Genomic DNA, 19,803 nt, shown 5'->3' with positions numbered 1-19,803 from the left:
GTCTGCGTCCCGACAACGAAAAAAGCGCTCCACGCAGGTACGCGCGAAACGCTTCGAGGATGAGAACGGGGTTCTCACTGAAGGATCTCTGGCTCACCTGCGAGGGTCACTCCTTGCGGAGTCTTCGTCTGCGGGCACAGGGATCCGATGGCGGATTCATGCATTCCCACAGAGACCGACGGTCTTCGGTGTCTCCAGCTTAGCCAGTCCCCCCGCGCTCAGTCCAATCGGGAGCCGTTCGACCCCGGAGACACTGGTCACACCGCCGAAGTCCTCATGCGGTATGCGAACGCAGAAAGGGGACGAGAGATTCGACGAGCTCACCGGGAGCCTCCTCAGCCACGTGGTGACCGGAATCGATCGAATGCCCCGCGAGGCAATCGGCCCACTCGCGCCAGATCTCCAATGGATCGCCGTAGAGGTCTTCGAGGTCGTCGCGGCGCGACCAGAGGATCTGCACCGGCATCCGCAGGCGTTTGCCGGCAGCTCTGTCCGCTTCCTCGTCAGCCCGATCAACGGTGAGTCCCGCTCGATAGTCCTCGAGCATTGCACTGACCACCTCGGGATTGCGGGTCGCTCGGCGGAACTCCGCGAAGTTCTCCTCCCCCATCACAGCGGGGTCGCCGGAATACCAGGCATCCGGATCGGCGTTGATCACGCGCTCCGGCACATTGGGCTGTGCGAAGAAGAACCAGTGCCACCATTGCGCGGCGAACTTCGCATCCGCCCGTCGCAGGTGCTCACTGATCGGCACACAGTCGATCAGGACGGCCGCCTGCGTCCGTTCGGGGCAGTCGAGAGCGAGCCGCAGACCCACGTAGCTGCCTCTGTCGTGACCGACGATGCTGAAACGCTCGTGGCCGAGGGCGGTCATAACCGTCGCGATGTCTCCAGCTGAGGCACGTTTGGAATGCGGTCGGTGATCCGAGGCCGGGCGCGGTCCTCGCGATCGCCCATAGCCTCTGAGGTCCGGAACGACCACCGTGAAGCCGGCTTTGACAAGAGCCGGCGCAACGGCGTACCACGTCGACCCGGTACGCGGGTGACCGTGGAGGAGGACGACGGCCGGGCCATCCCCACCATGGCGGACATAGATCTCAGCGTCGCCGGTCCCAAAGGTCTCCGCGGTGAATGACTCGAACATGGAGTCATGGTCGCATGCCGCCCTGACATGACCCTTCCCTGACACACATGGGAGGACCGTGCCGGCGTTCGCAGCGGACGACGGCACGGTCCTCGGTCGGTGTGGGCGGAAGCGGGCACCGCCTCGGCGGGTCAGAACTCGATGACGACGCGACCGTCGATCTTCGCGTGGAGCATCTCATCGAAGACGGCGTTGATGTCCTCGAGGGGGCGCTTGGAGTAGGTCGGGTGGATCTTGCCGGCTGCGTAGAACTCGAGGGCCTCGACCATGTCCTGGCGGGTGCCGACGATCGATCCGCGGATCGTCAGGCCCTTGAGGACGATGTCGAAGATCGGGGCCGGGAAGTCGCCCGGGGGCAGGCCGTTGAAGACGATCGTGCCGCCTCGGCGGGTCATGCCGATCGCCTGCCCGAACGCTGTCGGGTGGACGGCGGTGACGAGCACGCCGTGGCTGCCGCCGATCTTCTCCTGGATGACCTCGGCCGGGTCCTCGGCGAAGGCGTTGACGGTGATCTCCGCCCCGTGCTTCTTCGCCAGGGCGAGCTTGTCGTCGGCGACGTCGACGGCGACGACCCGCATGCCCATGGCCACCGCGTACTGGACGGCGATGTGCCCGAGCCCGCCGATGCCGGAGATGACGACCCACTGTCCGGGTTTGACCTCGGTGCGTTTGAGTCCCTTGTAGACGGTCACTCCGGCGCAGAGGACGGGGGCGATCTCATAGGGGTCGGCGCCGTCGGGGATGACGGCGGCGAACTTCTCGTCGACGAGCATGTACTCCCCGAACGACCCGTCGACGCCGTAGCCGCCGTTGACCTGGGATTCGCAGAGCGTCTCCCAGCCCTGCCGACAGTGCTCGCAGACTCCGCAGGCCGCCCACAGCCAGGCGTTGCCGACCATCTGGCCGACCTCGACCTCGGTGACCCCTTCGCCGACCTTCTCGACGATGCCGACGCCTTCGTGGCCGGGGATGAGGGGCACCTTCGGCTTGACGGGCCAGTCCCCGTGGGCGGCGTGGAGGTCGGTATGGCACACGCCCGAGGCGATGAGCTTGACCAGGGCCTGACCCGGACCCGGCTCCGGAATCGGGTTGTCCCCGACGACGAGGTCCTCGCCGAATCCTTCTACGACTGCTGCTTTCATTGCCGACATCATCGACTCCTTCGTTGTGATGGGGTGGTTCCGGGGTTTCGCTTGGAGGGGCGGCGTTCGCCGAGGTGGGGGTGGCTGCGATGGGGCGGATGCACTGGGTGGAGGGGAATGCGGAGGACCGCCGAGGCGGTCGGCCGTGACGGTCCTGCGCGCAGGGGTCCGGCGCGCAGGACCGGCGGGAGGTCGGCTCAGAAGAAGCCGAGGGCCTCGTCGGAGTAGCTGACGAGGAGGTTCTTCGTCTGCTGGTAGTGGTCGAGCATCATCTTGTGGTTCTCGCGTCCGATGCCCGAGGCCTTGTAGCCGCCGAACGCCGCGTGCGCGGGATACGCGTGGTAGTTGTTCACCCACACGCGACCGGCCTGGATGTCACGGCCGGCGTGGTACGCGGTGTTGCCGTCCCTGCTCCACACACCGGCGCCGAGGCCGTAGAGGGTGTCGTTGGCGATGCGCATCGCGTCGTCGTAGTCGGTGAACGTCGTCACCGAGACGACGGGGCCGAAGATCTCCTCCTGGAAGATGCGCATCCCGTTGTCGCCCTTGAAGATGGTCGGCTGCACGTAGTAGCCGCCGGAGAGGTCCCCGTCGAGTTCGGCCCGTTCGCCGCCGATGAGGACCTCGGCGCCCTCCTGCTTGCCGATGTCGAGGTAGGAGACGATCTTCTCGAGCTGATCGTTCGAGGCCTGCGCACCCATCATCGTGTCGGTGTCGAGCGGGTTGCCCTGGACGATCTTCTCAGTGCGGGCGACGACGGATTCGAGGAAGTCCGCGGCGATGCCCTCCTGGATGAGCGCCCTCGACGGGCACGTGCAGACTTCGCCCTGGTTGAGGGCGAACATTGTGAAGCCCTCCTGCGCCTTGTTCCAATAGGCGTCGTCCTTGGCCATGACATCATCGAAGAATATGTTCGGGCTCTTGCCGCCGAGCTCGAGGGTGACCGGGATGATGTTCTGCGAGGCGTACTGCATGATGAGCCGGCCCGTCGTGGTCTCACCGGTGAACGCGATCTTGCGGATGCGCTTGTTCGAGGCCAACGGTTTGCCCGCCTCAAGCCCGAAGCCGTTGACGACGTTGACGACGCCGGGCGGCAACAGATCGCCGACGAGCTCCATGAGGACGAGGATCGAGGCCGGGGTCTGCTCGGCGGGCTTGAGGACGACCGCATTGCCGGCGGCGAGGGCCGGAGCGAGCTTCCACACGGCCATGAGGATCGGGAAGTTCCAGGGGATGATCTGTCCGACGACGCCGAGCGGCTCATGGAAGTGATACGCCACGGTCTGCTCGTCGAGCTGGGAGAGCCCGCCCTCCTGGGTGCGGATCGCCGCGGCGAAGTACCGGAAATGGTCGACGGCCAGCGGCAGGTCGGCGTTGAGGGTCTCGCGGACGGCCTTGCCGTTGTCCCAGGTCTCGGCGACCGCGAGCATCTCGAGGTTCTCCGCCATGCGGTCGGCGACCTGGAGGAGGATGTTCGCCCGCTCCGTCGGCGAGGTCTTCCCCCATGCGGGGGCCGCGGCGTGGGCGGCGTCGAGGGCGAGTTCGATGTCCTCGGCAGTGCTGGCGGGCACCTCGGTGAAGGGCTGGCCGGTCACGGGCGTGGGATTGTCGAAGTAGTTTCCGTTCGTCGGCGGCACCCACTCCCCGCCGATGTAGTTCTCGTAGCGGGGCTTGAAGGTGACGAGAGAGCCGTCTTCGCCCGGCCGTGCGTATACCGTCATGGCAACTCCTTTGCTGCGATGTCCTCGGGAGTGATCCCCGATTGACGATCACGCTACAGAGGGCAACGTTGCATGAGCGTTGCATCGCCGAGGCGGGACCTCAGCTGCCGAGCGCCTCGAGACGGACGAGTGCGGCGGTGCGCTCGGGGGCGTCGGGCGGGGCGAGCCGGAGGACGGCCATGAGCACCTCGGTGTCGGACTGGTTCTCCGGCAGCCTGGCGAAGCGCCACAGCTGCTGCCAGGTCCCGTCCTGGAGCAGGGTCTCGCGCAGCAGCGCCTCGAGCTCGCCGCTGATCTCCCGCACCCCGGGGGCGTCGGAGTCGGGAAGCACCCGGCCGCGGTAGGCCTCGAGTGCGGTCTCGACGTCGCCCTGGCCCAGGGCCCGATGGGCGGTGTCGACGTCGCTGTCGAGATCGCCGACCAGGCGGTAGGGCCGTCCGGCCACCTCGAGGTCGCTGAGGGCGGAGATCGTCTTGCGCAGGCGCGCGATCTCCGCGCGCACGGTGACGTCGCTGCCTCCGGTCGGCCAGAGCCGATCGGCGAGTTCGGCATTGGTCAGCCCGGCAGGGCTGCGGTGGAGCAGGAGGAGGAGTTCGGCGTGGCGCTTCGAGAGTTCGATGCGCGCGCCGTCGGGCCCGGTCAGGGCGGGAGCCGAACCGCTGACCGCGAGGCAAACGCGGGCGGCGGAGTCCCGGTCCCCCGCCTCGGCGGCATCGGCGCGGTAGAGCCGGGAGAGGCCTGCGGCGGCGGCCTGAGCGGTCGACCCGAGCAGGGGCAGGACGATCGAGGACACGGCATCGTCTCCCCCGGTGACGTCGATGATGCCGATGAGCTCGCCGGTGCCGGGATGGGTGACGGGCACCGCGCTGCAGCTCCACGCGTGGACGTCGCTGGCGAAGTGCTCGGCCTGGCTGATCTGGACGGCCGACCGCGACTGGAGGGCGAGACCCGGTGCCGAGGTGCCCATCGCATCCTCGGACCAGTCGGAGCCGGGGACGAAGCCCATCGACTCTGCACGCTCGCGCACAGACCGCTCCCCTTCGACCCAGAGCAGACATCCCTGCTCATCGCCGAGGGCGACGAGGAGGCCCGCGCCGGTGGCCGGTTCGATGAGGTGGGAGCGCAGCAGCGGCATGATCGAGTGGAAGGGATGACGGCGGCGCACCTCGGCGAGCTGAGCGTCCTCATAGGCCAGCCGGGCACGGACGCCGGACGGGTCGCGGAGTCGATCGAGGGAACGGGTCCAGGACTCGAGGACCGTCGATCGCACCCCGGGGACGCCGCGCCGCTCAGGGTTGGGTGCGGCGAGGTCGCTGTGGGCCCGACGCACGATGAGCTGATAGTCGTCGTGCAGCAGCGGTGGCGTGCTCATCGCAGTCCGCTCCACCTCCGTCGGCGGTCGTCATGCAGGTCACTGGGGTCATCCCAATCTATCGGCTGCGACGAACGTGAGCAAGGTCACCGGCGCACGTGAGGACCCGTGGGAGGCGAAGAGGCGCAGATGCGACGAAGGGCGGGAAGTGAGAGACTCACTTCCCGCCCTTCAGGCGCGGATCACTCCACGGTCGGAATCAGGCGCGCAGCGCGGCTGCGTCGACCGGGATGCCGGGACCGTTCGAGGTCGTGATCGTCGCCTTCGTGATGTAGCGGCCCTTCGAGGAGGACGGCTTGAGGCGGAGGATCTCCTCGATCGCAGCATCGAAGTTCTCCTGCAGGGCCTGCTCGGAGAACGAGGCCTTGCCGATGATGAAGTGGAGGTTCGAGTGCTTGTCGACGCGGAATTCGATCTTTCCGCCCTTGATGTCGGACACGGCCTTGGCGACGTCCATGGTCACCGTGCCGGTCTTCGGGTTCGGCATGAGGCCGCGGGGACCGAGCACCTTGCCCAGACGTCCGACCTTGCCCATCATGTCGGGGGTCGCAACCGCTGCGTCGAAGTCGGTGAAGCCGTCGGCCACCTTCTCCAGCAGGTCATCGGAACCGACGTAGTCGGCACCTGCTTCGCGGGCTGCCTCTGCACGGTCGCCAGCGGCGAACACCAGGACCCGGGCGGTCTTGCCGGTGCCGTGCGGGAGGTTGACGGTGCCGCGCACCATCTGGTCCGCCTTGCGGGGGTCGACCCCGAGGCGGAGGGCGACCTCGACGGTGGCGTCGTACTTCGCCACCGAGGTCTCCTTGGCCAGGTCGATCGCCTGAGCCGGTTCGTACTTCACATCTGCGGCGATCTTCTCAGCCGCGGCCTGGTAGGCCTTCGAGCGCTTTGCCATCTGCTTCTCTCCTTGCAGTCGTGGTCGGGGCTGCGTCCGCCCTGCCACAGTGGGATGTCTGGTCTCAGACCTCGATGTCGGTGGTGATGCCCATCGAACGAGCGGTGCCCGCGATGATGCGATCGGCCATGTCGAGGTCGTTGGCGTTGAGATCGGGCATCTTCGTCGTGGAGATCTCGCGGACCTGGTCGGCGCTGAGGTGCGCGACCTTGACGGTGTGCGGGGTCGCCGAACCCGACTTCACGCCGGCGGCCTTCTTGATGAGTTCCGCGGCCGGCGGGGTCTTGAGGACGAAGGTGAACGAACGGTCTTCGTAGACCGTGATCTCGACGGGAACGATGTTCCCGCGCTGGGATTCAGTCGCAGCGTTGTACGCCTTCGTGAATTCCATGATGTTGACGCCGTGCTGGGCAAGCGCCGGACCGATCGGAGGCGCCGGGTTGGCGGCACCTGCCTGAATCTGGAGCTTGACGAGGCCGGCTACCTTTTTCTTGGGAGGCATGTGCGGTCCTTAATCTTGAGAGTGTCCATGCGCCGAGAGAACGCGGCGCATCATCCGATGCCGGCCTGCCGATACAGGGCCGACAATCAAACCACACCATCATTCCACGCTCGCCCGGCTTCGGGCAAATGGTCGTGAGCGGGAACACAGGGTGGAAGAACGCGTCAGGGGCCCGGTCGGAACCGGGCCCCTGCGATGGTGTGCGCTGGTCGGGTCAGAGCTTCGAGACCTGGTCGAAGCCGAGCTCGACGGGAACGTCTCGCTCGAAGATCGACAGCAGCACGGTGAGCTTCTGGGAGTCCGGGCGGATCTCCTGGATCGTGGCGGGGTGGCCTTCGAACGAGCCCTCCTTGACGAGGACGGATTCGCCGACCTCGAACTCCACCTCGGTGATGGGGGCGGACTTCGCCGCAGCCTCGGCGGCCACGCCCTCAGCGGCAGCGGCTTCGGCCTGGCGCTCCTCGAAGACGGGAGCGAGCATCGTGAAGACCTCGTCGATCGAGAGCGGGACCGGGTCGTAGGCGTTGCCGACGAAGCCGGTCACACCCGGGGTGTGGCGCACGGCGCCCCACGACTCGTCGGTGAGCTCCATCCGGACGAGCACGTAGCCGGGCACGCGCACACGGCGGACCTGCTTGCGCTGACCGTTCTTGATCTCGACGACGTCCTCCATGGGGACCTGCGACTCGAAGATGAAGTCCTCGAGGTTGAGGCTCACGGCGCGGTTCTCGAGGTTCTGCTTCACGCGGTTCTCGTAGCCGGCGTAGGAGTGGATGACGTACCAGTCGCCCTCCTGCATCCGCAGCTCGGCCTTGAACTCCTCGGCAGGGTCGACGTCGTCGCCGGACTCGGCGGAATCGTCAGCGGCGGAGTCCTCAGCCGGTGCCTCATCGGCAGCGGTCGCGTCGACGTCGGCGGTCGCCTCGGTCGTCGACTCCTCGACCGTCTCGGTCTCAGGCGCGTCGACCTCAGTCTCAGGGGCGTCCTGTTCGGGTGAACTGGTATCCGACACCGATCAATTCCTCGCTTCGCGTGTAGTCGGACGGCTTGCGTGTCCGAAGGATGTGCTGTTTGTATCCAGGTTATCGCCGCACGGGGCGACTCACCACAGTGGCCAGAGCGGAGTTCCGCCGAAGACGAATCCGACGAGCTTGCCGAACACGAGGTCGAGGACCGTGACGATGACCATCATGACGAGGATGAACCCCAGCACGACGAGTGTGTAGTTGACCAGCTGCTTGCGGGTCGGGGTGACGACCTTCTTCAGCTCCGCCACGACTTCGCGGAGGAACTGGATGATCCGTCCGAAGAATCCGAGCTGCTTGCGACGGGAGGCGTTCTCAGACGCGTTTCCTGTCTTCTTTGCCGGTGTGTCGCTCACACATCCTCACTCGGTCGGAATCCTTTGGGACTGCTCAACTGCCTCAGCCAGTCAGTCTGCGCTCTGTCCGGCGGTGATCGCCGCGGCAGGCTTCGACTGCGCAGGGGTGACAGGACTCGAACCTGCAACCTACGGTTTTGGAGACCGTTGCGCTACCAATTGCGCCACACCCCTTCGGTTCGACTCCCCCAGCTGAGGGGGTGTCCAACCACGAGAAACGAGCATACCGTCTCCCACCGCGATCCGTCGAACCGAGCACGGTCCGCGTGTGCCGTGGCCCCCTACTCACTCGGTTCGACGGGGTCGGCGACGAGAGGCTGCGGCTCGGGGAAACGCACCCACGGACCGATGCTGACCTCCTCACCTGGGGAGACAGTGATGATCTGGAGGTCGATGGGTCTCTTCGTCCGGTTGTCGACGCGGATGATGCTCACCGTGGCATCCATCTTCAAGGGACCCGGGGTGAGCGCGTTCGCGAGCGCTCCGCCTGTCGTCGAACTCACGTATCGCACTCCCCGACCAAAGGCCTCGGGTCCGACGGTGCGGTGCCAGTGTCCGCTCAGGGCGTAGTCCGCGCACCCGGAGTCGAGGGCCGGTTGGACGATCCTGGGGTCGTGGACGAGCATGACGTCGAAGTCCGCCGTGCACGCCTCGTCGCGCAGCCGGGCCGCGTATTCGTCGGCGGTGAGCTCGGTCTCGAGCTGGGGTCCGGAGCCGAACACCGTCCGGCGAGGATCGGGACCGCCGAAGAAGCGCACGCCCGCGAGCTCCGCCGTGGAGTCATCGAGGACCGTCCACCCGCTGCGCCGGGCATGGCGGGCGGTCTCCTGCGAGTCGTGGTTGCCCTTGACGAACATCCGCGGCAGTCCCTCGGGCAGTTCGTTCCCGAGGACGTCGATGCAGTAGTTCTCGGCCGAGGTCCCCGTCATCGTCACATCGCCGGCGTCGATGAGTGCGTCGGCCCCGCTCAGCCGGGTGACCGCACCGACGACGCGAGCCATGCCGATGTTGCAGTGGACGTCGGAGCTGAGCACGAAGGTCGAGACGCCGGCCTTCCCTGCCGGCGGGGGCACCATGCCCTGCGAGGTCCAGTCGCCGCTGAGGGGGCGTTCGCTCCACGCTCCGCGAAGGCCGGCTAGGACGGCGTCGTAGAAGGCGTCGTTGTCCTCGGAGAAGTCCCTGACCGCGGTGAACGCCTGGTCGATGATCCCGCCGAGGCGGCCGGTCACCTGCGATCCGGCCAGCGGGGTTCCCGCGAACGCCGGGTCCGGCCGCAGCGGTTCCGGACGGGTGAGCGCGATCGCGCTCACCCCGGAGAGGAGCAGGACGACGACCGCACCGATCGCCGTGAGCTCCCGGCTCGCCAGTCCCTGCCGCAGCGCGGCGATCCGTGCCGGTCCGAGCAGGTGGATGCCGCCGACGACGGCTCCCGAGAGCAGACACACCGCGAGCGCCCAGCGGATGAGGATCTCCCGGGTCAGGCCTTGGACGATGAGGTCGATCTGGACCTGCGGGGCGGAGAAGAGCGAGGCATAGGAGGCGATGTCCCCGCCGAGGGCGTCGATCGTCCCTCCACCGCTGTCGGCGGCACCGCCGGAGGCCGAGGTCGTGTCCTCGGCGGCACCGGAGACGGGGATCTCCCCGATGTCGACCCTCACCCCCAGTCCGAGCGGCAGATAGTCCCCGGCAGGGACGAGGAGGGTGCCCAGCGGCCCGAAGTCGAGGGTGAGCCGCGAATCGGCGGTGACGCGGTACTGCGCCTCATGGGGGCCGAAGCTCAGATCGGCACGGGCGGTGAAGAGCGCCCAGGGCAGGGTGACGACGGTGAGGACGAGGAGCAGGAGGAGGAGACGGGGTGACGACACGGACCCATTCTAGGGATGCGCCCTGGTCGTCGGACTATCCTTGGGCAGATGACGGACCCTCTCGTGTCCCTGCCCAAGGCACACCTGCACCTGCACTTCACCGGTTCGATGTCGGCCGACACCCTGCAGGACCTCGCCGCCGAGGCGGGCGTGAGCCTGTCCGATCAGCTCTTCGCCGACAAGGTCACGGGACTGAGCCCCGACGAGCGCGGCTGGTTCCGCTTCCAACGCCTCTACGACATGGCCCGCGGCGTCGTCCGCGGGGAGGACATCATGCGCCGGCTCGTCCGTGAGGCGGCGGCAGCCGACCGGGCCGAGGGGTCCCGCTGGCTCGAGCTCCAGGTCGACCCGACCTCGTATGCCCCGTTCGTCGGCGGCATCACCCCGGCCCTGGAGATCATCCTCGACGAGGCGGCGAAGGCCAGCGACGACGATTTCGGGATGGCGATCATCGTCGCCGCCTCCCGCACGCGGCACCCCCTCGATGCGCGGATGCTCGCCCGTCTCGCCGCCCACCACGCCGGTGAGGGTCCGGGCACGGTCATCGGCTTCGGACTGTCCAACGACGAGCGCCGAGGTGAGACCGCGGAGTTCGCCCGGGCCTTCGACATCGCCCGCCGCGCCGGGCTGCTCTCGGTCCCGCACGGCGGGGAGCTGCTCGGTCCCGAGCACATCCGCTCGGTCGTCCGCGACCTCTCCCCCGACCGCCTCGGGCATGGGATCCGGGCCGGTGAGGATCCGCAGCTGCTGGGCGAGATCGTCGAGGCAGGTGTCGGCTTCGAGGTGTGTCCGGGGTCGAACGTCTCCCTCGGCGTCTACCCCGACATCGATGAGGTGCCGCTGCGGACGCTTCTCGATGCGGGTGCGAAGGTCGCCCTCGGCGCCGACGATCCGCTCATCTTCCACACCCGACTGGTCGACCAGTACCGGTTCGCTCAGCAGCTGGGCCTCACGCCGGCCGACCTCGCCGGCCTGGCCCGTGACTCGTTCGCGATCTCGGCCGCCCCCGTAACCGTGCGCGAGGCCGCCGGAGCCGACATCGACGCGTGGCTGGAGGACCGGACGACGGCCTGAGGGGCCGGGTTCCGGCCCCGGGCCCAGGCCTACAGGCTCGCGCCGACGAAGGTGGGTTCGGGCTCGAGGACGATCCCGAACCGCTCCTCGACTCCGGCGACGACGGTTCGGGCGAGGTCGAGGACGTCGGCGGTCGTCGCCCCGCCGCGGTTGGTCAGAGCCAGCGTGTGCTTCGTCGACAGGCTCGCACGAGCGCCCGGCAGGGCGAAGCCCCTGTCGAACCCGGCGCGCTCGATGAGCCAGGCGGCCGAGGTCTTCGTAAGCCCGGGGATCGGTGCCCCGCTGAGGGGATCGGTGACCGGGAAGCGCGGAGCCTCCGCGGGCAGCGCGGCCTCCGCGTCGACAATCGGGTTGGTGAAGAACGACCCTGCCGACCACGTGTCATGGTCGTCCGGGTCGAGCACCATCCCCTTCGACCGGCGCAACGCGAGCACGGCGTCGCGGACGTCTGCGGCGGGCACGGTCTCGCCGATCCCGACCCCGAGCGCCGAGGCGAGCTGGGCGTAGCGCACCGGCAGAGATCCCGGTCCGCGCTGGAGCGTGAACGTCACCGAGAGGACGATGTGGGCGGGGGTGCCCGCGGCCTGCTGGGCGCGTTTGAGCAGTGATGTGCGGTATCCGAACTCGAGCTCTGCGGCGCTCAGCGAACGGATCTGCCCGGCGACGCGGTCGTAGACCTCGACGGAGGTGATGAGCTCGGCGACCTCGGTCCCGTAGGCCCCGACGTTCTGGATCGGGGTGGCCCCGACCGATCCGGGGATCCCGGAGAGGGCCTCGAGCCCGGTGAGACCCTGCGCGAGCGTGCCGGCGACGAAGTCGTCCCAGTCCTCCCCCGCCTCGGCGGTCACCTGGGCATGGGTGTCGGAGAGCTCCGTGGTCTCAACGCCCTTCGTCGCGACGACGCCGACGGGACCGGCGAAGCCCGCATCGGCGATGAGGAGATTCGATCCGCCGCCGACGAGGAGGATGCCGGGCATCCGGGGTGCGCTCGGGTCGAGGGCATTGTCAGCGGCGAACGCGAGCAGCTCCTCCCGGGAGCCTGCGACCGTGAGGTCCGGGGCGGGCCCGCCGAGGTGGAACGTCGTGAGCTCGGAGAGGTTCACCGTCCGACCCGGATCTGAGTGCGGCTGAGCACGTCGGTGCCGCCGGCGGTGACGGTGGCGTCGATGCGCAGGGTGCCGACGGCCGGGTCGACGGCGCCGACCTTCGCCGTGAGGGTGAGCGCAGTGGTCGGCGTCGACGGCGGACCCGACTCTGCGTCGGGGACGAGGACGGGGGCGGAGAACCGGGTGCGGTAGTCGACGATGGCCCCCGGGTCGCCGAGCCATTCGGCGATCGGGGAGACGACGACGGCCATCGAGAGCATGCCGTGGGCGATGACGCCCTCAAGGCCGACCTCCTGCGCGAAGCGCTCCGACCAGTGGATGGGGTTGTGGTCGCCCGACGCGGCGGCGTAGTCGATGAGCGAGGCGCGTGAGAGCGGGATCTCGGTCTCGACGACGACGTCGCCGATTTTCAGCTGGGACAGGTCGACGAGGCTCATTCTCCGTCTCCTCTCACGACGATGGTCGAGGTCACCGTGACCACCGGCTGGTCGGCGGCGTCGGTGATCTCGGTGCGGGTGGTGATCATGGCGTTGTCGCCGGCTGCACGGACGCCGTCGACGTGGGTCGTCGCACGCAGGCTGTCGCCGGCGACGATCGAGCGGGCGAAGCTGAACTGCTCCGAGCCGTGGACGACCTTCGAGAAGTCGATGCCGGAGTCGGGGTCGGAGATGTAGGCGGCCTCACTGCGCTGCGCGACGATCACGGCGAACGTCGTCGGGGCGATGACGTCCCTGTACCCCAGGGCCTCAGCGGCGGCGGGGTCGAAGTGGTAGTCGGCCGTCGCGTTCGTCGCGCGGGCGAACTCGGCGATCGCCTCACGGGAGACGTCATAGGGACGCGGCAGGGTGTACGAGGTTCCCTGCTTGTCGGCATTCACCGGCATGTCTGCTCTCTTTCGACAAAGGTCGGTACTCGCCCCAGCCTAACTTCACCGACCCGGGCACGCGGAATCGGCGACTTCGGTCAAGGCACCCTCTCCCGTGGTCACGATTTCGCTTCCCATTCACTCAATTGGTGCACCATCGACCTCAGGCGTCGAAAACTGAGATAAGTTGTCCCCATCACATCTGCTGTAGGCGTCACCCGAAGCCTCGGCAGAGCCGACGAAACCCCGGCGTCGGGCGTTTCCCTAAGGAGCACTGCAATGACGAACCACCCCTCGAGCTCATCGTCCGCCGCCCCCCGCGGCAACAAGGAGTCCGGAGGCTCGACCTCCGCGAAGTCGCCCGCATCGGCTGCGAAGACGTCAGCGACGAAGAAGCCTGCGGCGAAGACGACGACGGCGACATCGGCCGCTGCGAAGAAGCCCACGACGAAGACGGCGACGACGAAGGTGAGTCCGACGGCGAAGAAGACGTCCTCGACGGCGAAGTCGGGGTCCGCGAAGAGCGCCTCGACGGCGAAGAGTTCACCGGCGAGCACGAGCACGTCCGGCGGCTGGAGCGGCGCGGCGAAGACGAACTCGTCCTCACCGGCGAAGTCGTCGTCGACGACGCCGGCTGCCGCGAGCACGGCGGCGAAGCCGACCACGGGCGCGAGCAAGGCGGCGAAGCCGACCACGGGCGCGGCGACGAAGTCCGCCGCGAGCACGTCCTCCACGGCGAAGTCCTCGGCAGCGAAGACGCCCGCGGCGAAGAAGTCGACGACGACGAAATCGACTACGACGAAGTCCACGGCTGCCAAGGCTCCCTCGACGAAGAAGGCTCCAACGGCGAAGAAGACTGCCGCGACGAAGTCTGCAGCTGAGAGGTCGACGGCTGCGAAGGCTCCGGCGGCGAAGTCGACCGCGCCCGCCGCTCCGGAGGCCAAGCGACGGGCGGTCAAGGACGGAGTCGCCGTGCCCGCTGCGGCAGCGACCGACCCCGCCACCGCTGCGGCACCCGCCGCCGCAGCACCGGCAGCCGCAGCTCCCCCGGCCGCTGCGGCACCCGCACCGGCCGCCCCGGTCGAACCGGCCCTTCCGCCGGCTCCCGGCACCCCCATCGCACCCGCGCCGGCACCAGCCGCCGGAGTGGCCGCCGCATCGGTGGCCGCCCCGGCCGCGGCACCCGCAGCCCCGGTGACCGCACCCGCTGCAGCGCCGGTCGAGCCCCTCGCTCCCGTCGAGCCCGGACTCACCGACCCCGCCGAGGCCGAGGTCCACGTCGGCACCGACGCCGCCTACGCCGGAAAGGAGGCCGACCGCGCCCAGCTGCGCCGCCCGCTGCGCAACATCTCCGAGGTCCGCCACTTCTTCCGTACGAACCAGACGCCGATCTACTTCATCGGCGCCACCCCGTTCAACCTCCTCGGTCTCGACCGCTGGGTCCGCAACTTCTCCTACATCACGTACTACGACGGCTGGGACGGGGGACACCCGCGCGTGTTCTCGCCCCGCTACAAGCCGTTCGTCGAGTTCGAATCAGGGGAGGCGATCAACAACTGGCTCCTGCTCAACGCCGAGGTCCGCGCGCACATGACCCGCAACGTCCCCCACGGCGAGCGCCCGAAGGTCGCCATGGTCTTCTTCGACGAGGAGACCGAACGGATCTGCAGGGAGCTCGGCTACGACCTCATCCTCCCCTCGGCGAAGCTGCGCAACCAGCTGGATTCGAAGATCGAGACGACGAAGCTCGGCAACGAAGCCGGTGCCTACTCGGTGCCCAACGTCCTCACGACGGCTGACACGTATAAGGAGCTGACGAAGGCGTCGACGGAGGCCGGTCTCGGCACCGACCTCGTCGTACAGACCCCCTACGGCGACTCGGGCAAGACGACGTTCTTCATTTCCTCCGAGGAAGAATGGGACAAGCACCGGGACGACATCATCGGCGAGCAGCTCAAGGTGATGAAGCGGATCAACAACACGCCTGTGGCGGTCGAGGCCGTGATCACGAGCAGCGGCGTCGTCGTCGGCCCGTTCCTCACCGAGCTCGCCGGATTCCCCGAGCTCACCCCCTACAAGGGCGGCTGGTGCGGCAACGAGATGACGCCCGATGTCCTCACCGCCGATCAGCGCGGGCGGGCCCGCGAGCTCGTCCGCCGGATGGGCGAAGGCCTGCGCAAGCGCGGCTACCGCGGGTTCTTCGAGGTCGACGTCCTCGTCGATCTCGACACCAACGACGTCTACCTCGGCGAGCTCAACCCCCGGATCTCCGGCGCCTCGGCGATCACCAACGTCACCGCGGGAGCCTACGCCGACGTTCCGCTCTTCCTCTTCCACCTCCTCGAGTACCTCGACGTCGAGTTCGACCTCGACGTCGACGAGATCAACGAACGGTGGGAGGAGCTCTCCGGAGCCGACGAGTGGAGCCAGATGGTCATCAAGGAGACCGCGCCGATCACCGAGTACATCACGCACTCGCCGCTGACCGGACAGTACTTCCTCGACCAGTACGGGACGCTGACGTACAAGCGGGCAGCACTCGACTGGCATCCTCTGCAGAACGGCAGCGAGGTCTTCTTCCTCCGCATCTACGGAGCCGGCGAGTACCGGTGGAAGGGCGCCGACCTCGGTGTCCTCGTGACGAAGAACCCGCTCCAGGTCGATGCCGACGGCAAGAAGTCCCTGAGCATCCGTGCCAAGCACTTCATCGACTCGATCCGTGCGATGTACGCCGGAGTTCCCGTCGCCGCGGAGGATCCCGCGCCGACGATCGGCGGACCGGGGGCGAAGGGCGACTGATAGTCTCGTCCTCAACCCCTGCACAGATCGAGAGGTGAAGTGTGACCGAAGCGTCTTCGGATCCGACCCTGCCCGACCCTGCCCTCGCGGCGGAAGGGTCGGCTCCTGCCGGTCCCTCCGCGGAGGCGGTCGTCGCCCCGACCGACCCCGCTGAGTCGCTCGCCCCGCACGCCGAGCCGACCCCGGTCGACTCCGGTGAGGGCGTCGACAAGGACAACTGGCAGGACGCCGAGCATGTGCGCTGGTCGTTCCAGCACGTCGACGAGGTGCTGCCGACGACGCCGATCTCCCGTGGAGACGGCCCGGTCGCGCAGTTCCCCGTCGACCTCCGGGATCTCGGCGGGATCGAGATCCCGGAGACGGAGTACTCCGCGACCCGCAGCGTCCGCAGCGTCATCGAGTCCAGCGACACGGACGCGTGGATGGTCCTCCACCAGGGAACCGTGCTCACCGAGGAGTACTTCGGCGCGATGCGGCCGGAGACCGAGCATCTCCTCATGTCGGTGAGCAAGTCGCTGGTGGGCACGGTCGCCGGGGTCCTCGTCGGCGCCGGGGAGATCGAGACGAGCCGACTCGTCACCGATTACGTCCCCGAGCTCGCAGAGTCCGGGTATGCAGGAGCGACGGTGCGCGACATCCTCGACATGCGCTCGGGCATCCGGTTCTCCGAGAACTACCTCGACCCGGAGTCCGAGGTCCGGCAGATCGAGCGGGCCATCGGCTGGTCGGAGGAGGAGCCCTCCCCCGAGGCGGTGGGCATGTACGCCTACCTGCGCACGCTTGAGCAGAAGGCCCCGCACGGCGGACCGTTCGAGTACCGCTCGTGCGAGACCGACGTGCTCGGCTGGGTGTGCGAGAAGGTCGCCGGTGAGAGCATGCAGACGCTCATGTCGCGGGTGCTGTGGTCGCGCATCGGTGCCGAACGCGACGCCCTCATCGCCACCGACCAGTTCGGCGTCGGAATGTTCGACGGCGGCATCAATGCCACCCTGCGCGATCTCGCACGCTTCGGCTACCTCTACTCGAATCGCGGCGTCTCGCTCACCGGCGAACAGGTCGTCCCCACCTCGTGGATCGGCGACACGCTCACCGGCAGCGAGGACACGAGGCAGGCATTCGCCGACAGCCCCGGCGACAACCGGATGCCCGGCGGGATGTACCGCAACCAGTTCTGGTTCCCGTACCCGGACTCGCACGCCTTCCTCGCGCTCGGCATCCACGGGCAGATGATCTACATCAACCCCGGAGCCTCCTTCGTCGGCGTCAAGCTCTCCAGCTGGGGGCTGCCGCAGGACGCGCGGAAGCTCTTCCCGACGATCCGGGCCTTCGACGCCCTCGCGAAGACCGTGGCCCGCCCCGACGTCGACGCTCCCGCCGCGCGGTGAGGTCAGCCGCAGCCCTCGTGCCCCGGGGGCTGCGGACCACTCATCCGCCGCGGCGGACCCGGCCGCCCGGCGGCAGGGATTCCTGCCGGACAATTGCGACCCCGAAGTCACATCGACGTCATCGAAGGTTACCGACGGGTCATCCCGGCGCTTCCCGCGCAGATTCGCGCCCCGGCTGAATGTAGCCTTGGAAAGTGCTCCGACCCAGGAGCTGCAGCGTTCCCCAGCTGCGCCAGTGAGCCGCGGCGCCTCCGCCGAGGTTCGCCTCACGCACGACCGAAGGCACACAGGTGATCCCCCATCCCCCGACGCACTCCTCCCCCGAGCCCGGCCCCTTCGACGCGATCCTCGGTGAGCGGATCGACGATCTCGCCGAGTTCTCGGCCGGGCTGACCGCTGGGACGCTGTCGGAGGAGACCGTCCGCACGCTCTTCGACCTCACCGCCGGTCATATCAGCCTCGCCCGCACCGTCGTCAGCGGCGCCCAGCGCGCACGGGTCGCGCTCGACGCCGTCGCCGCCGAGGACTACAGCACCCTGCTCGCCCCGTTCTCCCTCGATGCGGCCTCCCTCGACTGGGACTCCCCCGCCGTGCGCCTGTTCCTCCTCGTCGCGCAGGTCGAGACCATCGAGGCGCCCCTCATCGCGCTCGCCCATCGCGCGATCCCCCGCATCGGCGAGGCACCCGACGACGCCGTCCCGAGCGCCGACGAGCTCACCTCCCAACTCGTCTTCACCGGGGTGCTCAGCCTCTGCCCGAAGCACGCGGGCAGCTATGTCATGCCGGGCCTCATCCGTGCCGTGGCCCGCAGGATCGGTCCGAATCCCCCGGAGGGCCGGATCTCGCCGAGGCAGGCGCTCGGACTCGAGCTCGAGGAGTCCCACCGCTCCCTGCTCGACGTCGGCACGGTGCGTCCCGATGCGCTGCTCGCTCTCATCGGCGATCTCGGGGCGTGGTCTCTGCTCACCGAGGTGTGGTCGGAGCGGGGCTTCAACGTCTTCTACCCGGAGTTCGTCGCCGCCGTCCACACGATCCTCTCCGTCCCCGCCTCCGTCGTCCGCGGGTCGCTCGTCCTCGCCGAAGCGCAGAGCGCGGCCCGAGAGATCGCGAACATCAGCAACCGCACAGGATCGACCGACCCGCGTGAGGTCCTTCCGCTCGTCACCTTCGACCGCCTCGACGTCCCCACTCTCGAGCAGGAGAGGGCGCGCCTCGACGACGGTGACTTCACCGCCGACGAGGTGGCGGTGATGACCCTGCGGACCATGCGCGACCGCCGGCAGCATGGCGATCTCGACGGCGCAGTGGCCGCCGCCGAGGCGGGCATGGAGCTCATCTTCGCCCGGCAGTCCGGCTCGGGCTCGCTCTCGCGCCTCTACGATGCCCGTCTCCTCATGGAGCGCGGCCTCGATCTCGCTCGCACCGGGGACGTCCGCCGAGGCCTGCACCTCGTCGAACGCGCCGTCGTCATCGCCGAATCGATCCTCCCCTTCGAGCCCTTCCCTCTGCTCCCGTCACTCGCGGTGGCGGCCGTCGGCTACATCGCTGCGGGTTTCGGCCCGAAGAGCGAGCAGGTGCTCTCCCGTTACGACGAGCTGCGGGCCCGCTTCGAATTCCACACCCTGCAGACGGACTACATCGCCAACACCCCGCGCCTGCACCGAGCCCTCGACCAGCTCGACCTCGTCGCCTCCGCCGCGGCGATCGCGCTCGCGCGCACCCTCTCCCCCGCCCATCGCGGATCCGGCGTCTTCCGCTACGGCGAGGCCCTGCACGCGATGTACTCGGGCAATGCGGAACTCTATCTCAAGGAGCACGCGCTGGCCCCGGAGTCCCCGATGGCCGGTCATGAACCGCAGGTGATGGGGTCGACGTTCTCGTTGACGACGATGCTCTCCGTGGCGACCGGAGCGCTGCGGGAGGCGCAGGCGCTCGCGTCGAAGGCGTCCCGACTCGACCGGGAACACGGTCTCTCCCGCGCCCGTGTCGCCTTCGCCCTCGGCCAGCACGACGTCGTCGACTCCTTCACCTCCCAGGTGCTCATCACCGGCACCGACCCGCGGGAGAAGGGCGCGGCCCTGGCACTGCGTGCCGCGGCCCTCGTCCGCCGCGGCCGCGAGGCGGCGGCACTGGCCGACGTGCGCAACGCCCTCGACTACTGCGTCGTCTCCGGTTCGGTCCTGCCCTTCGCGCTGCTGCCGAGCGACCTCCGGTCGTACTTCGTCGAGATGACCGTCGACTTCCCGCAGTGGGAGTGGATCGCGGACACGTTCGCGATGTCCCCGGTCACCGGAGCCCAGCTGCGGGCGCGTCTCCTCGATCTGCCGGTGACGATGTCGGAGGCCAGGGTGGAGAACCGTCTGCTCGACTCCCATGAGCTCGATCTGCTCTACCGGCTCGAGAAGGCCACGCCGCTCGCGCGCATCGCCGCCGATCTCTCCCTCGCCGAGGGCACGGTGAAGAACCGTCTCTCCGCGATCTACCGCAAGCTCGGGGTCCGCAACCGCCGGGACGCGGTCGAGTACGGGTACCGCAACGGCTACTTCTCGTAG

Annotated in this window: 17 protein-coding genes and 1 tRNA gene; 4 read left to right on the top strand and 14 right to left on the bottom strand. The window is 68.4% G+C overall.

Features of this window, described 5'->3' with window-relative positions; genetic code table 11:
* Nucleotides 1-274: 274 nt before the first annotated feature.
* The 10 genes from ACQ1RG_RS09315 to ACQ1RG_RS09270 all read right to left on the bottom strand — a co-directional run bounded on the left by ACQ1RG_RS09315 (nt 275) and on the right by ACQ1RG_RS09270 (nt 10,022).
* A complete protein-coding gene (locus tag ACQ1RG_RS09315; RefSeq protein WP_040342028.1) occupies nt 275-1,144 on the bottom strand; it encodes an alpha/beta fold hydrolase in 870 nt (289 codons plus the stop codon).
* Between the two features lie 131 nt (nt 1,145-1,275).
* Nucleotides 1,276-2,295, bottom strand: coding sequence for an alcohol dehydrogenase AdhP (adhP, locus tag ACQ1RG_RS09310; protein ID WP_040342060.1), 1,020 nt, complete (start codon nt 2,293-2,295; stop codon nt 1,276-1,278).
* A gap of 188 nt (nt 2,296-2,483) precedes the next feature.
* Nucleotides 2,484-4,007, bottom strand: a complete 1,524-nt coding sequence (gene exaC / locus ACQ1RG_RS09305; RefSeq protein ID WP_063249184.1) for an acetaldehyde dehydrogenase ExaC — start codon at nt 4,005-4,007, stop codon at nt 2,484-2,486.
* Between the two features lie 100 nt (nt 4,008-4,107).
* Nucleotides 4,108-5,379 carry a GAF domain-containing protein gene (locus ACQ1RG_RS09300; RefSeq protein WP_430600070.1) on the bottom strand — a complete coding sequence of 424 codons (1,272 nt, stop codon included), beginning with the start codon at nt 5,377-5,379 and terminating at the stop codon, nt 4,108-4,110.
* Between the two features lie 199 nt (nt 5,380-5,578).
* Nucleotides 5,579-6,274 carry a 50S ribosomal protein L1 gene (gene rplA, locus ACQ1RG_RS09295; protein WP_009379130.1) on the bottom strand — a complete coding sequence of 232 codons (696 nt, stop codon included), beginning with the start codon at nt 6,272-6,274 and terminating at the stop codon, nt 5,579-5,581.
* Nucleotides 6,275-6,338: 64 nt separating this feature from the next.
* Nucleotides 6,339-6,776: a 50S ribosomal protein L11 gene (gene rplK, locus ACQ1RG_RS09290; RefSeq protein ID WP_009379129.1), complete on the bottom strand. Its 438-nt coding sequence runs from the start codon at nt 6,774-6,776 to the stop codon at nt 6,339-6,341.
* Between the two features lie 214 nt (nt 6,777-6,990).
* Complete coding sequence (gene nusG / locus ACQ1RG_RS09285) at nt 6,991-7,788, bottom strand: transcription termination/antitermination protein NusG (RefSeq protein ID WP_009379122.1); 798 nt, start codon at nt 7,786-7,788, stop codon at nt 6,991-6,993.
* A gap of 90 nt (nt 7,789-7,878) precedes the next feature.
* Nucleotides 7,879-8,157 carry a preprotein translocase subunit SecE gene (secE, locus tag ACQ1RG_RS09280; protein WP_009379120.1) on the bottom strand — a complete coding sequence of 93 codons (279 nt, stop codon included), beginning with the start codon at nt 8,155-8,157 and terminating at the stop codon, nt 7,879-7,881.
* 101 nt (nt 8,158-8,258) lie between these two features.
* Nucleotides 8,259-8,331: transfer RNA gene (locus ACQ1RG_RS09275), tRNA-Trp, on the bottom strand.
* A gap of 107 nt (nt 8,332-8,438) precedes the next feature.
* Nucleotides 8,439-10,022, bottom strand: a complete 1,584-nt coding sequence (locus ACQ1RG_RS09270) for a metallophosphoesterase family protein (protein ID WP_009379119.1) — start codon at nt 10,020-10,022, stop codon at nt 8,439-8,441.
* Between the two features lie 48 nt (nt 10,023-10,070).
* On the opposite strand from ACQ1RG_RS09270, the gene ACQ1RG_RS09265 reads away from it, so the two are divergent.
* Nucleotides 10,071-11,096, top strand: coding sequence for an adenosine deaminase (locus tag ACQ1RG_RS09265; RefSeq protein WP_040342023.1), 1,026 nt, complete (start codon nt 10,071-10,073; stop codon nt 11,094-11,096).
* Nucleotides 11,097-11,125: 29 nt separating this feature from the next.
* On the opposite strand, the gene ACQ1RG_RS09260 is transcribed toward ACQ1RG_RS09265, so the two are convergent.
* From ACQ1RG_RS09260 to ACQ1RG_RS09245, 4 genes are all read right to left on the bottom strand, one after another.
* Entirely contained in the window at nt 11,126-12,199 is a 1,074-nt protein-coding gene (locus ACQ1RG_RS09260; protein WP_009379116.1) for a UDP-N-acetylmuramate dehydrogenase, read from the bottom strand.
* On the bottom strand, nt 12,196-12,639 hold the full coding sequence (locus ACQ1RG_RS09255; protein WP_009379115.1) for a MaoC/PaaZ C-terminal domain-containing protein: 444 nt from the start codon (nt 12,637-12,639) through the stop codon (nt 12,196-12,198). The genes ACQ1RG_RS09260 and ACQ1RG_RS09255 overlap by 4 nt, the downstream gene beginning before the upstream one ends.
* Nucleotides 12,636-13,085, bottom strand: coding sequence for an FAS1-like dehydratase domain-containing protein (locus ACQ1RG_RS09250; protein WP_009379114.1), 450 nt, complete (start codon nt 13,083-13,085; stop codon nt 12,636-12,638). The genes ACQ1RG_RS09255 and ACQ1RG_RS09250 overlap by 4 nt, the downstream gene beginning before the upstream one ends.
* Nucleotides 13,086-13,186: 101 nt before the next feature.
* Nucleotides 13,187-14,026 (bottom strand): hypothetical protein, encoded by an 840-nt coding sequence (locus tag ACQ1RG_RS09245; protein ID WP_430600069.1) that lies wholly within the window; start codon nt 14,024-14,026, stop codon nt 13,187-13,189.
* Between the two features lie 13 nt (nt 14,027-14,039).
* Between ACQ1RG_RS09245 and ACQ1RG_RS09240 the strand changes: the two genes are divergently transcribed.
* From ACQ1RG_RS09240 to ACQ1RG_RS09230, 3 genes are all read left to right on the top strand, one after another.
* Nucleotides 14,040-15,866, top strand: coding sequence for a biotin carboxylase (locus ACQ1RG_RS09240; RefSeq protein ID WP_430600068.1), 1,827 nt, complete (start codon nt 14,040-14,042; stop codon nt 15,864-15,866).
* 41 nt (nt 15,867-15,907) lie between these two features.
* Nucleotides 15,908-17,251 carry a serine hydrolase domain-containing protein gene (locus tag ACQ1RG_RS09235; RefSeq protein ID WP_430600067.1) on the top strand — a complete coding sequence of 448 codons (1,344 nt, stop codon included), beginning with the start codon at nt 15,908-15,910 and terminating at the stop codon, nt 17,249-17,251.
* Nucleotides 17,252-17,541: 290 nt separating this feature from the next.
* Nucleotides 17,542-19,803, top strand: a complete 2,262-nt coding sequence (locus ACQ1RG_RS09230) for a response regulator transcription factor (protein ID WP_430600066.1) — start codon at nt 17,542-17,544, stop codon at nt 19,801-19,803.

Origin of the sequence: Brevibacterium sp. K72, from assembly GCF_050562175.1 — a bacterium.
GTDB classification, from domain to species: domain Bacteria; phylum Actinomycetota; class Actinomycetes; order Actinomycetales; family Brevibacteriaceae; genus Brevibacterium; species Brevibacterium casei.
This window is presented reverse-complemented; position numbering and strand designations above follow the sequence as displayed.

What these genes read in the sequence shown, in the direction of transcription:
- rplK (WP_009379129.1), bottom strand. Translation starts at nt 6,776, where the DNA reads ATGCCTCCCAAGAAAAAGGTAGCCGGCCTCGTCAAGCTCCAGATTCAG.
- adhP (WP_040342060.1), bottom strand. Translation starts at nt 2,295, where the DNA reads ATGTCGGCAATGAAAGCAGCAGTCGTAGAAGGATTCGGCGAGGACCTC.
- ACQ1RG_RS09265 (WP_040342023.1), top strand. Translation starts at nt 10,071, where the DNA reads ATGACGGACCCTCTCGTGTCCCTGCCCAAGGCACACCTGCACCTGCAC.
- ACQ1RG_RS09315 (WP_040342028.1), bottom strand. Translation starts at nt 1,144, where the DNA reads ATGTTCGAGTCATTCACCGCGGAGACCTTTGGGACCGGCGACGCTGAG.
- ACQ1RG_RS09255 (WP_009379115.1), bottom strand. Translation starts at nt 12,639, where the DNA reads ATGAGCCTCGTCGACCTGTCCCAGCTGAAAATCGGCGACGTCGTCGTC.
- ACQ1RG_RS09250 (WP_009379114.1), bottom strand. Translation starts at nt 13,085, where the DNA reads ATGCCGGTGAATGCCGACAAGCAGGGAACCTCGTACACCCTGCCGCGT.
- exaC (WP_063249184.1), bottom strand. Translation starts at nt 4,007, where the DNA reads ATGACGGTATACGCACGGCCGGGCGAAGACGGCTCTCTCGTCACCTTC.
- rplA (WP_009379130.1), bottom strand. Translation starts at nt 6,274, where the DNA reads ATGGCAAAGCGCTCGAAGGCCTACCAGGCCGCGGCTGAGAAGATCGCC.
- ACQ1RG_RS09300 (WP_430600070.1), bottom strand. Translation starts at nt 5,379, where the DNA reads ATGAGCACGCCACCGCTGCTGCACGACGACTATCAGCTCATCGTGCGT.